The organism is Flavobacterium urumqiense (assembly GCF_900108015.1).
GTDB classification, from domain to species: domain Bacteria; phylum Bacteroidota; class Bacteroidia; order Flavobacteriales; family Flavobacteriaceae; genus Flavobacterium; species Flavobacterium urumqiense.
Genome location: NZ_FNVP01000002.1, coordinates 96339 through 107972 on the forward strand (window position 1 = coordinate 96339; position 11634 = coordinate 107972).

An 11634-nucleotide genomic window follows, 5' to 3' on the forward strand; every position below is an offset into this window, starting at 1 on the left:
AATTTTACAAATATGTTAAAAGGATTTTTTCATGTACCAAAAGCGGTAAACGAACCAGTAAAAGGATACGCACCAAATTCACCAGAAAAAGCAACTGTTCAAGCAGCTTACACAAAAATGTGGAATTCTAAAATCGATGTGCCATTATATATTGGAAGCGAAGAAATTAGAACTGGAAACACAAAAAATATGACCGCTCCTCACGATCACAAACACGTCGTAGGAACCTATCATTTAGCCGAAAAAGCACATGTTGAGCAAGCAATTGCAAACGCATTGGAAGCTAAAACAGCATGGGCAAATATGGCTTGGGAACAAAGAGCAGCCATTTTCCTGAAAGCAGCTGAATTGATTGCAGGTCCTTACAGAGCAAGAATAAATGCTGCAACTATGATTGCACAATCTAAAAATATACATCAGGCAGAAATTGACGCATCTTGTGAATTTATTGATTTCTTACGTTTCAACGTAGAATTCATGACGCAAATTTACGGTGATCAACCTAGTTCAAATTCAGATATGTGGAACCGCTTAGAATACAGACCTCTTGAAGGTTTTGTATACGCGATTACTCCATTCAACTTTACTGCTATTGCCGGAAATCTTCCCGCAAGTGCTGCAATGATGGGTAATGTTGTGATCTGGAAACCAAGCGACAGCCAAGTTTTCTCTGCACAAATCATTATTGAAGTATTTAAAGAAGCTGGTGTTCCTGATGGCGTTATCAACGTTGTTTTTGGAGATGCTTTGATGATTACTGACACTGTTTTGGCCAGTAGTGATTTTGCAGGAATTCACTTTACAGGTTCAACTCATGTATTCAAAGATATTTGGGCAAAAATTGGAACAAACATCCACCATTACAAAACCTACCCAAGAATTGTAGGAGAAACTGGAGGAAAAGACTTTATCATTGCACATCCAAGTGCCAATCCAAAACAAGTCGCGACAGGAATTGTTCGTGGTGCTTTTGAATTTCAAGGTCAAAAATGTTCTGCCGCTTCAAGATCGTATGTTCCAAGAAGTTTGTGGCCAGCGATAAAAGAACAATTAATCACAGATACAAAATCCATGAAAATGGGTTCTCCGGAAGATTTCGGAAATTTCATTACGGCAGTTATTCACGAGGGTTCATTTGATAAATTGGCTGGTTTTATTGACCAAGCCAAAAAAGATGATGATGCGGAAATTATCGTTGGAGGTAATTACGACAAATCAGTTGGTTATTTTATTGAACCAACAATTATCGTAACAACAAATCCACATTACTCCACAATGGAAACGGAATTATTCGGACCTGTAATGACGATTTTCGTTTATGAAGACGACAAATGGGAAGAAACTTTGGAATTAGTTGATACGACTTCAGAATATGCTTTAACAGGTGCGGTTTTCAGTCAAGATCGCTATGCAATTGAGCAAGCGACCACCAAATTGCAAAATGCTGCCGGTAACTTCTATATTAATGACAAACCAACTGGAGCAGTTGTAGGAATGCAACCTTTTGGTGGTGCAAGAGCATCTGGAACGAATGATAAAGCAGGTTCAGCATTGAACTTATTGCGTTGGGCTTCTCCAAGAACTATCAAAGAAACTTTTATCACTCCAGAAGATTACAGATACGCGTTTTTAGGAGAATAAAGTCATTGCGAGGAACTACGCAATCTCATTTAGATATGTAAAAACCCATAGAAATTCAATTGATTTGAATTTCTAGGGGGTTTGTTTTATTACTGTCATTGCGAGTAACGAAGCAATGACCTAACTCGTAAACTTCAACGGTACATGCACCACTTTTTTAGTTTCAAAGAATTCATCTTCAAAAAAATCGGATAAATTATATTCTGTTGCTTTTGGAAAGTCCTTTAATTCTTCGGTTAAATTACCTCCTTTTAGATACAGAATCCCATTTTTCAGTTCGTGTTTGTTTTTCTTTTTAATTTTATCTTTTACCCAAGAAACAAAATCTGGCATATTAGTCACGGCACGGCTCACTATAAAATCGAAATCACCTTTCACTAATTCGGCACGCAATTGCTCGGCTTTTACATTTTTCAATTCTAAGCCTTCGGCAACCGCCTGAACCACTTTGATTTTTTTTGCAATAATATCAATCAAATGAAAACGCGTTTCAGGAAAAAGAATGGCCAAAGGAATACCAGGAAATCCTCCTCCAGTTCCCACATCAAGAACATAAGTTCCCGGTTCAAATTTTATGATTTTGGCAATTCCCAAAGAATGTAATATATGTTTGGTGTATAAAGCATCAATATCTTTTCTGGAAATGACATTTATTTTTTCGTTCCAATCGTGGTATAGAAAATCCAATTTTTGAAACTGATCTTTCTGAATATCAGTCAAATTAGGAAAATACTTAAGAATCTCGTCCATGTTCTATTTTTTTAACAAAAGTAATACTTTAGAGTTAAAATATTTGTCTCAATTTTGTATATCCAAAAATTTATAATAATTACCTTTGAACTTTATTAAATCATATGATCAATACGGCACCTACATTTGCAAAGCAAGACAATCTAAAATTTTTTAGAACACTTAACTCGCGGGTAAACAATTACTTTAAAGAAAACAATATCCAAAAAACTGGGAATTGGAGCCTTTACTTGAAAACCGTAATTTTGATTACCGTTTTTCTTGCGCCTTATTTTTTAATTCTAACACTTGGCATGCCTTTTTGGGCACACCTTCTTTTAACGATTGTCATGGGAATTGGAATGGCTGGAGTAGGAATGAATGTAATGCACGATGGAAACCACGGTTCTTATTCCAATAAAAATTGGGTAAACAAATTCATGGGAGGTACTATTTATGTTCTTGCCGGAAATGTATACAACTGGCAAGTACAACACAATGTCTTGCACCACACCTATACCAATATTCCCGGTCATGATGAAGATTTAGATGCAGGTCGCGTAATTCGTTTTACAAAAGATGCAAAATGGTATAATTTTCACCGTTTTCAACAATATTATTCTGTTTTTTTATATGGACTACTAACTTTTAATTGGGCCATAACTACTGATTTTAAACAAATGAGAAGTTACCTAAAAAGAAAATTATCATACGGAGAAGCTAAGAGCCCAAAAATACTTTGGACCACTTTAATAATCACTAAAGTAATTTACGTTTCTATTTGGATTGTGTTGCCTATCATTATAGGAATCACTTGGTGGAAAGTACTTATTGGTTTTTTTGTAATGCATTATACCGCAGGATTAATTCTAAGTGTTGTTTTTCAATTGGCACACGTTGTGGACGAAACCACTAATCCGTCCCCAAATGAATTAGGGGAAATGGACAATACTTGGGCCATTCACCAATTATTTACCACGACTAATTTTGCTCCAAAAAACAAAATTGTAAACTGGTACACAGGAGGATTAAATCACCAAATAGAGCATCATATTTTTCCAAATATCAGTCATGTTCATTACGGAAAAATTGCAAAAATCGTTAAAGAAACTGCTCAAGAATGTAACTTGCCTTATTACGAATATAAAACGATGCGAAGTGCTGTTGTTGCTCATTTCAAACATTTGAAAGAATTGGGAATGAAACCAGAACTTACGTAATCGATTTAAAGATGGAATGCAGTGCATCTCTACAATGCATATCAACACAATATTAAACTACAACCATTAACAAAAATGAATCCACTTTCAGACAGAATTAACAACCTAGCCACATCACAAACATTAGCAATGGCAGCTTTAGCCAGAGAACTAAAAGTGCAAGGAAAAGATATTATCAGCTTAAGTTTAGGCGAGCCTGATTTCAATACGCCAGACTTCATCAAAGAAGCGGCAAAAAAAGCGATTGACGAAAATTACAGTACCTATTCCCCAGTGGAAGGATATGCTGATTTAAAAGAAGCAATCTGTAGAAAATTTAAAAGAGACAATAATTTAGAGTACAAACCATCTCAAATTGTAGTTTCAACAGGAGCAAAACAATCCTTATATAACATTGCACAAGTAATGTTGAATGACGGTGATGAAGTAATTTTGCCTGCACCTTATTGGGTTTCTTATTTCGAAATCGTAAAATTATCCGGTGGAGTTCCTGTAGAAGTTCCAACTTCTGTAGATACGGATTTCAAAATAACACCAGAACAATTAGAAGCGGCGATTACACCAAAAACAAAAATGATGTGGTTCAGTTCTCCTTGTAATCCAAGCGGATCTGTTTACAATAGAGAAGAATTAACAGCATTAGCTAAAGTATTGGAGAAACATCCAAACGTTTACGTTGTTGCTGATGAAATATACGAGCATATCAATTTCTCAGGAACTTTTTGCAGTATCGCATCTATTCCAGGAATGCTAGAAAGAACAATCACTGTAAATGGCGTTGCCAAAGCTTTTGCCATGACAGGATGGAGAATCGGATATATTGGAGCTCCTGAATTCATCGCTAAAGCGTGTACAAAAATTCAAGGACAAGTAACTAGTGGCGCTAACAGTATTGCACAGCGTGCGACTATTACAGCTTTAGATGCTGACCCAAGTGTTTTAAAATATATGGTTGACGCATTCCACAGCCGCAGAGATTTAGTGGTTGGATTATTAAAAGACATTCCAGGAGTAAAAATCAACGTTCCTGAAGGTGCTTTTTATGTATTCCCAGACGTTTCATCTTTCTTCGGAAAAACATTGAAAGGAACCGAAATCAAAAATGCAATGGATTTATCAATGTACCTTTTGGCCGAAGCTAATGTAGCAACGGTAACGGGTGACGCTTTTGGAAATCCTGACTGTATCCGTTTCTCTTACGCAACTAGCGACGAGATATTGAAAGAAGCATTAAAAAGAATTAAAGATGCTTTGGCACTATAGTCAAAACTCATAAAGTCAAATGCTGGAAAATCAAAAAGTCCAACTTCAATTATACCAACAAAGCCTCAAGATGTTCTTGGGGCTTTGTCGTATTTGGGCGTGACCACAAGGGTCGGGCTATCCGCTGCAATCTTTTTTACCTCGTTAAAAAACGAGATAAAAAAGGATTTCCACTTCTATCCCTCACGCAAAAAAACACTATTTTTGCTTCCAATTTAAATCGTTTTTACACGATTAAGTAACTTGAAACTTCAAAAAAATGAAAATACTACTTCTCGGCTCAGGCGAATTAGGAAAAGAATTTGTCATCGCAGCTCAACGCATTGGACAAATAGTAATTGCGGTGGACAGTTACGAAAATGCTCCCGCTATGCAAGTCGCCCATGATTTTGAAGTTATCAATATGCTGGATGGAGAAGCGTTAGATCGAATTGTCGCCAAACACAAACCTGACTTCATTGTTCCTGAAATAGAAGCCATTCGTACCGAGCGTTTTTACGATTACGAGAAGCAAGGAATTACTGTAGTTCCTTCGGCGAAAGCGGCAAATTTCACCATGAACAGAAAAGCGATTCGGGATTTAGCTTCCAAAGAATTAGGGTTAAAAACCGCCAATTATCGCTACGCCACAACTGCCGAGGAACTAAGAAAAGGAGTTGAAGTTGTTGGAATGCCTTGTGTTGTAAAACCATTAATGTCTTCGTCCGGAAAAGGGCAATCCACCATAAAAACCGAAGCCGATATTGAAAAAGCATGGAAGTATGCCGTGGAAGGTTCCCGTGGTGATGTCGTTGAAGTTATTGTAGAAGCTTTTGTAAAATTCAATTCGGAGATTACTTTATTGACGGTGGTACAAAATAATAATCCAACACTCTTTTGTGCTCCAATTGGTCACCGTCAAGAACGAGGTGATTATCAGGAAAGCTGGCAACCTGCCAGAATTTCCGACAAGGATTTATACGAAGCGCAAGATATGGCTGAAAAAGTAACTAAAGCTTTGGGTGGCGCAGGACTTTTTGGAGTGGAATTTTTCTTGACGGATGACGGCGTTTATTTCTCGGAATTATCACCTCGTCCACATGATACCGGAATGGTAACTTTGGCGGGAACGCAAAACTTTAATGAATTCGAATTGCATTTACGAGCCATTTTAAGTTTACCAATTTTTGAAATTACTTTAGAAAAAGCAGGAGCAAGTGCCGTAATTTTAGCTTCAGAAAATTCAACAAACCCAACGTACACCGGAATCGAAAAGATTGCTGCTTTACCCAAAACCGATTTCAGGATTTTTGGCAAACCAACCTCAAGACCGTACCGAAGAATGGGCGTAGCACTAATCAATGACACTTTAAAAACGCCGATTGAGGAAATTGTCGAACGTGCCAAAAAAGCAGCTATCTTAGTAAAAGTAAATTCTTAAAAAAATGAAAAATATAATAGCAATACTATTTGTGTTTTTAGCAGTCTCAGCTAATGCTCAAGATAAAAAAGAAAAGCAAAAAACCCAGATTGTAGATGCCGCTTGCGGACAATGTCAATTTGCAATGGAAGGACACGGTTGTGAGTTAGCCGTTCGTATTGACGGAAAAAGCTATTTTGTAGATGGAACTTCTATTGATTCTCATGGTGATGCACATGCTAGCGATGGTTTTTGCGCTGCCATTAGAAAAGCAGCAGTTGTCGGTGAAATAAAAGGCAACCGTTTTGTAGTTTCAGAATTTAAATTACTTCCTGAGGAAAAGAAAAAATAATTAGATCTGTCTTTAATTCTTCAAAATATTCCAAGCATATAATTCTTACTCCAGCGGAAGAAAAGCTTTTTTTTCTGAAATTGAAATACACAATTTTAAAGCCATGAGCCTATTGCTAAATTCAGGGCAATTTTGTAAACATTCTTATTTTGTGAACGCAGAAATCTTGAAAATTTTCAATATTAATGACAATATTGTAGAGCATGTTTTAAATTTTGCCGGTGCAGGTTGGTAAATTGTCAATATGTATAACTTGATTTCACAAACAACTGGTAATCTTTTTATTGAAGTCTTAGCAGAAACCGAAGTTGCTATGCTTTTAAAAGAAAATCAAGAACAATTTTATATAAAAATTCCAAAACTAGAACGCTTTATTAGAATTCTAACTGAAAATTCATTGGTGGCAAACCAAGAGCGATTAATGGATAATTTAAGTTTATCCGTAAAAGAGCGTGTTGAGAAATTTTGCAGAAAATAGCCTAGTCTGATTCAAAAAGTACCGCAGAAACAAATTGCTTCTTATATTGGTGTAACACTCGAATTCTTTAGTTAAATGAGGTCGAGCCTGCTGAGAAAGTAGTGTTCATTCATCAGTTCTAGTATTTAGTTATTAAGACTGTAAAATTTTCCTGAATACTTTTTTTACTGAGTACTGACCGCTTTTTTTTTGCTGAATACTGATTTTCTTAAACTACTTTAAGTACTTTCTTCACGCAATGATTGTGAATTTGTATCATAATAATTACTACATTTATTTAATCATGGAAAATACAATTATACACAAAGCAAATACACGTGGTCATGCTGATCATGGTTGGTTGAATGCTTACCACAGTTTTAGTTTCGCCAGTTGGTACAACCCGGAAAGAGTCCAGTTTGGAGCACTTCGTGTTTTAAATGACGACACTGTTGCAGCTGGAATGGGTTTTGGAACGCACCCACACGATAATATGGAAATCATCACCATTCCTCTTGAAGGCGATTTAGCACACAAAGATAGCATGGGAAATACTGAAACCATTAAAAGTGGCGATATTCAAGTTATGAGCGCCGGAACTGGGGTGAAACATAGTGAATTTAATCCAAATGCCGATCAAAGAACTAAATTATTACAGATTTGGGTTTATCCGAACCAACAAAACGTAGAACCACGTTACCAACAAATTACTTTAAATCCTGAAGATCGAAAAAACAAATTACAACAAATTCTTTCTCCAAATGCTGACGATTCTGGTGTTTGGATTCATCAAGATGCTTGGTTTCATTTGGGTAAATTTGACAAAGACGTTTCAGCAACTTACAATTTGAAAAAAGAGGGAAATGGCGTTTATGCTTTTATCCTTTCAGGAACTGTAATTATTAACGGACAAGAGTTAGAAACTCGAGATGGTTTTGGAATTTGGAATACCAATTCTTTGGAAATTAAAGTAACCTCAGATGCCGAGTTCTTACTGATGGAAATCCCGATGCAACATTAATTTTTTTTATTATGAGTGAAATCCCAGAATTAGAATACGACGAAAAAAAAGGATCGTTTTATATTACAATAAATGATAAAATAGAAGCCAAAATGACATTTGTTTTTGCTGGTAAAAATAAAATCATCATTGACCATACCGAAGTAAATCCCGGTAATAACGGGAAAGGGTATGGAAAGAAATTGGTGGAAAAAGCAGTCGAATTTGCTCGAGAAAAAGGCATTTCAATTCTTCCTTTATGCCCGTTTGTTAAAAGTGTTTTTGACAAAACCCCTGAATTTAGAGACGTTTTATAATTATCCAAAACTTGGTAGACAAAAATATTACCGGGCATATTGGAGTACAAAAATATTTGTGTACCATTTCATGGCGAAACGGTCAGCTAATTATGAATCAACGGAAAAGTGCAGATCGAAACGATCTTACTCCAAATCGCTACTCCTTTCTTCTTGCTTCTTTAGAACGCTGCACTTTATCGACTTTACGCATGTATATTGACAGAAAAGGCTGGCTAATTCTAGAAATCAATAATATATTGAATGCAACGCAAGAAACGGAGGATGATTTGACGATTATAATCTCCCGAAACATATCTTTTTCGACTGAAATTACTTTAGAACAAAAAGAGCGATTATATTTAATTGCAGAAAAATGTCCCGTTTCCAGAGTTTTAAAAGGAAAGATAACTGTTAACAGCAACTAGTAATTAAGGATCCAGAAAACATAAAAAAAAGAGTATACCAATGCTGAAGTTACCGTGGTATGGCAATTTGGTAAATGCATTCAATCGGGCAACTCCGTTCGCAATAATCCCGCTGTATTTCAACCTAGAGAAAAATCGTGGATTAAAATTGAATATTTTTCGACAAAAAAAATTATCGATACGGTAAAGAAATGTCCATGGGAGCGTTAACGTAGTACAAGAATAAATAATAAATTTCATTTTGAAAGAAAAGCGTTGTGTACATATTCAACGCTTTTCTTGTTTCTTGAAATCCTATAGTTTCTTTTTAGCCCTGATGGAAGCGGAAATCCTCGCAGAGATTGCAGCGTACAGCAGGAGAAATATTCATAAGTAGAACAAAAGTTGGTGCTCCTAAAAAAAATACTATTTTTGTCCCCACAAATTTAAACCGACAACAATGAAAGCATACGTATTTCCAGGTCAAGGCGCACAATTCACCGGAATGGGCAAAGACTTATATGAAAACTCCCCCTTGGCAAAGGAATTATTCGAAAAAGCGAACGAAATATTAGGTTTCCGCATCACAGATATCATGTTTGAAGGTACGGCCGAGGAATTGAAAGAGACCAAAGTTACGCAACCAGCTGTTTTCTTACATTCGGTTATTTTGGCTAAAACTTTGGAAGATTTCAAACCAGAAATGGTGGCGGGACATTCATTGGGCGAATTTTCAGCATTGGTAGCAAATGGCTCTTTATCATTTGAAGACGGACTGCGATTGGTTTCCCAACGCGCTTTGGCGATGCAAAAAGCCTGCGAAATAAAACCTTCGACTATGGCTGCCGTCTTAGGATTAGCGGACAACATCGTAGAAGAAGTTTGCGATTCGATTGACGGAATCGTAGTCGCTGCAAATTATAACTGCCCAGGACAATTAGTAATTTCAGGAGAAACGATTGCGGTAGAAAAAGCCTGTGAAGCGATGAAAGCCGCTGGAGCAAAACGTGCTTTATTATTACCTGTTGGAGGTGCTTTTCATTCTCCAATGATGGAACCGGCAAGAGAAGAACTGGCCGCTGCTATTGAAGCAACTACTTTCTCTACTCCTATTTGCCCGGTTTATCAAAACGTAACGGCAACTGCGGTTTCTGATCCTAATGAGATCAAGAAAAACCTAATCATACAATTGACTGCTCCAGTAAAATGGACACAATCCGTACAACAAATGATAAAAGACGGAGCTACTTTGTTTACCGAAGTGGGTCCAGGAAAAGTATTAGCTGGGTTGATTGGGAAAATCGATAAAGAAGCGGTAACTGCGAATGCATAGTATTCAATTTTGAAATGATTACAAATTAAATCCTAGTGAACATCAGTTTGTGGGGATTTTTTTTATCTTTATAATATGAGTTCATCTCAATTATTAATTTATTAAAATAAAAAAAATGAAAAAAGCACTTTTAGGATTAGCATTTATTGCCACTTTAATGACTTCTTGTAAAAAAGAAACAAAAGACGAAGTAAAAGAGGCCACTGAAGCAGTTGGGAATGAAATGGGAGAGGCTATGGATACAGCAGCTGTAAAAGTTGACGCTGCAGTTGATTCTACTAAGGTTAAAGCTGGAGAAACTCTTGAAAGAGGAGCTGAAAAAATGGATGAAGCCGCTGAAAAATTAAAAGAAGCAGGAAAAAAATAATTCCAAAAAAACTGAATTGAAGGCCTTAACGAATTATAAATTAAGAAAATCAATGTTTGGCCGCAGTTTTCCTTAAGCAGAAAAAATCCCAAATTATATTGATAATTTGGGATTTCTATTTTCTAAACTGAATACTGCAACTGCAGACTGAACTAACTTCTAATTTTTTGTTCCCATTTCCAGGCACTTGTCAACGCTTCTTCTAAGGTGGAATGTGCTTTCCAGCCTAGAACAGTATTAGCTTTATCGGTATTGGCATATGCTGAGATAATATCACCTTCTCTACGGGCAACTATTTTGTAAGGTAATTTTTTACCGCTAACTTTTTCGAAAGTATGAATGACTTCAAGAACGGAACTTCCTGTCCCTGTTCCCAGATTAAAGGTTTCTACTTTGGCTAGATTTTTTTTGTTTAATAACCTTTTTAAAGCAATTACGTGAGCTTTTGCCAAATCGACTACATGGATATAATCACGAATACAAGTTCCATCAGGAGTAGGATAATCATCTCCATAAACGGATAATTCTTTTCGCAAACCAAAACCGGTTTGTGTAATAAATGGCACTAAATTTTGTGGTACGCCTATAGGCAATTCCCCAATTTCAGCGGATGGATGTGCTCCAATAGGATTGAAATAGCGCAATAGAATGGCATTGATATCAGATATTTTTGCTACATCAGTGATGATTTCTTCCCCTATTTGTTTGGTATTTCCATAAGGTGACATAGCCGTTTGAATTGATGCATCTTCAGTAATAGGCATTTTTTCGGCTTGACCATAAACAGTACAAGAGGAGCTGAAAATAAAGCTGGCTTCCTGTTTTTTTTGTAATTCCTGCAAAACATATACCAACGCATTGATATTGTTTTCATAATACAACAAAGGATTTTCAACACTCTCACCAACTGCCTTTGACGCAGCAAAATGGATTACCCCAGAAATATCATGATGTCTTTTGAAAAAATCCTGCACTTTATCTTTTTCACGCAAATCTAATTTTTCGAATGCAGGAATTTTTCCTGTAACGGCTTGAATTCCGTCTAATACACTCAAAGAAGTATTAGAAAGATTATCTACAACTAGTACCTCAAAATCTTCATTTTGTAATTCGACTACTGTATGAGATCCTATAAAACCTAAACCTCCTGTTACTAGTATTTTCATGATC

14 protein-coding genes are annotated in these 11634 nt (G+C 36.3%); 12 read left to right on the forward strand and 2 right to left on the reverse strand.

Annotation, left to right across the window (positions count from 1 at the left end):
* The first annotated feature begins 12 nt into the window (after positions 1 to 12).
* Positions 13 to 1641 carry an L-glutamate gamma-semialdehyde dehydrogenase gene (gene pruA / locus C4S35_RS03595; protein WP_103998870.1) on the forward strand — a complete coding sequence of 543 codons (1629 nt, stop codon included), beginning with the start codon at positions 13 to 15 and terminating at the stop codon, positions 1639 to 1641.
* A 120-nt stretch (positions 1642 to 1761) separates the two neighbouring features.
* Here pruA and rsmG read toward each other — a convergent pair whose 3' ends face one another.
* A complete protein-coding gene (rsmG, locus tag C4S35_RS03600) occupies positions 1762 to 2391 on the reverse strand; it encodes a 16S rRNA (guanine(527)-N(7))-methyltransferase RsmG (protein ID WP_103998871.1) in 630 nt (209 codons plus the stop codon).
* A gap of 104 nt (positions 2392 to 2495) precedes the next feature.
* Between rsmG and C4S35_RS03605 the strand changes: the two genes are divergently transcribed.
* The 11 genes from C4S35_RS03605 to C4S35_RS03655 all read left to right on the forward strand — a co-directional run bounded on the left by C4S35_RS03605 (position 2496) and on the right by C4S35_RS03655 (position 10464).
* Positions 2496 to 3590 (forward strand): fatty acid desaturase family protein, encoded by a 1095-nt coding sequence (locus C4S35_RS03605; protein WP_103998872.1) that lies wholly within the window; start codon positions 2496 to 2498, stop codon positions 3588 to 3590.
* A gap of 75 nt (positions 3591 to 3665) precedes the next feature.
* Entirely contained in the window at positions 3666 to 4853 is a 1188-nt protein-coding gene (locus C4S35_RS03610; RefSeq protein ID WP_103998873.1) for a pyridoxal phosphate-dependent aminotransferase, read from the forward strand.
* Positions 4854 to 5112: 259 nt separating this feature from the next.
* Entirely contained in the window at positions 5113 to 6273 is a 1161-nt protein-coding gene (purT, locus tag C4S35_RS03615; protein ID WP_103998874.1) for a formate-dependent phosphoribosylglycinamide formyltransferase, read from the forward strand.
* Positions 6274 to 6277: 4 nt separating this feature from the next.
* Positions 6278 to 6604: a DUF6370 family protein gene (locus tag C4S35_RS03620; RefSeq protein ID WP_103998875.1), complete on the forward strand. Its 327-nt coding sequence runs from the start codon at positions 6278 to 6280 to the stop codon at positions 6602 to 6604.
* 244 nt (positions 6605 to 6848) lie between these two features.
* Positions 6849 to 7082 carry a cyclic nucleotide-binding domain-containing protein gene (locus C4S35_RS15925; protein ID WP_244175185.1) on the forward strand — a complete coding sequence of 78 codons (234 nt, stop codon included), beginning with the start codon at positions 6849 to 6851 and terminating at the stop codon, positions 7080 to 7082.
* A gap of 283 nt (positions 7083 to 7365) precedes the next feature.
* Positions 7366 to 8082, forward strand: coding sequence for a pirin family protein (locus C4S35_RS03630; RefSeq protein ID WP_103998876.1), 717 nt, complete (start codon positions 7366 to 7368; stop codon positions 8080 to 8082).
* Between the two features lie 11 nt (positions 8083 to 8093).
* Complete coding sequence (locus tag C4S35_RS03635; RefSeq protein WP_103998877.1) at positions 8094 to 8378, forward strand: GNAT family N-acetyltransferase; 285 nt, start codon at positions 8094 to 8096, stop codon at positions 8376 to 8378.
* Positions 8379 to 8470: 92 nt separating this feature from the next.
* Positions 8471 to 8785 (forward strand): OsmC family protein, encoded by a 315-nt coding sequence (locus C4S35_RS03640; RefSeq protein WP_103998878.1) that lies wholly within the window; start codon positions 8471 to 8473, stop codon positions 8783 to 8785.
* 54 nt (positions 8786 to 8839) lie between these two features.
* A complete protein-coding gene (locus tag C4S35_RS03645) occupies positions 8840 to 8995 on the forward strand; it encodes a (4Fe-4S)-binding protein (protein ID WP_167386504.1) in 156 nt (51 codons plus the stop codon).
* A gap of 229 nt (positions 8996 to 9224) precedes the next feature.
* Entirely contained in the window at positions 9225 to 10097 is an 873-nt protein-coding gene (fabD, locus tag C4S35_RS03650) for an ACP S-malonyltransferase (RefSeq protein WP_103998879.1), read from the forward strand.
* A 115-nt stretch (positions 10098 to 10212) separates the two neighbouring features.
* A complete protein-coding gene (locus tag C4S35_RS03655) occupies positions 10213 to 10464 on the forward strand; it encodes a hypothetical protein (protein WP_103998880.1) in 252 nt (83 codons plus the stop codon).
* Positions 10465 to 10616: 152 nt separating this feature from the next.
* Here the strand turns inward: C4S35_RS03655 and galE are convergent, their stop codons facing one another.
* Positions 10617 to 11630 (reverse strand): UDP-glucose 4-epimerase GalE, encoded by a 1014-nt coding sequence (gene galE / locus C4S35_RS03660; protein ID WP_103998881.1) that lies wholly within the window; start codon positions 11628 to 11630, stop codon positions 10617 to 10619.
* Between the last annotated feature and the right edge of the window lie 4 nt (positions 11631 to 11634).

Bases quoted from the DNA above. Each gene is read 5' to 3' on its own strand.
- pruA (WP_103998870.1), top strand. From the start codon at position 13: ATGTTAAAAGGATTTTTTCATGTACCAAAAGCGGTAAACGAACCAGTA.
- rsmG (WP_103998871.1), bottom strand. From the start codon at position 2,391: ATGGACGAGATTCTTAAGTATTTTCCTAATTTGACTGATATTCAGAAA.
- C4S35_RS03605 (WP_103998872.1), top strand. From the start codon at position 2,496: ATGATCAATACGGCACCTACATTTGCAAAGCAAGACAATCTAAAATTT.
- C4S35_RS03610 (WP_103998873.1), top strand. From the start codon at position 3,666: ATGAATCCACTTTCAGACAGAATTAACAACCTAGCCACATCACAAACA.
- purT (WP_103998874.1), top strand. From the start codon at position 5,113: ATGAAAATACTACTTCTCGGCTCAGGCGAATTAGGAAAAGAATTTGTC.
- C4S35_RS03620 (WP_103998875.1), top strand. From the start codon at position 6,278: ATGAAAAATATAATAGCAATACTATTTGTGTTTTTAGCAGTCTCAGCT.
- C4S35_RS15925 (WP_244175185.1), top strand. From the start codon at position 6,849: ATGTATAACTTGATTTCACAAACAACTGGTAATCTTTTTATTGAAGTC.
- C4S35_RS03630 (WP_103998876.1), top strand. From the start codon at position 7,366: ATGGAAAATACAATTATACACAAAGCAAATACACGTGGTCATGCTGAT.
- C4S35_RS03635 (WP_103998877.1), top strand. From the start codon at position 8,094: ATGAGTGAAATCCCAGAATTAGAATACGACGAAAAAAAAGGATCGTTT.
- C4S35_RS03640 (WP_103998878.1), top strand. From the start codon at position 8,471: ATGAATCAACGGAAAAGTGCAGATCGAAACGATCTTACTCCAAATCGC.
- fabD (WP_103998879.1), top strand. From the start codon at position 9,225: ATGAAAGCATACGTATTTCCAGGTCAAGGCGCACAATTCACCGGAATG.
- C4S35_RS03655 (WP_103998880.1), top strand. From the start codon at position 10,213: ATGAAAAAAGCACTTTTAGGATTAGCATTTATTGCCACTTTAATGACT.
- galE (WP_103998881.1), bottom strand. From the start codon at position 11,630: ATGAAAATACTAGTAACAGGAGGTTTAGGTTTTATAGGATCTCATACA.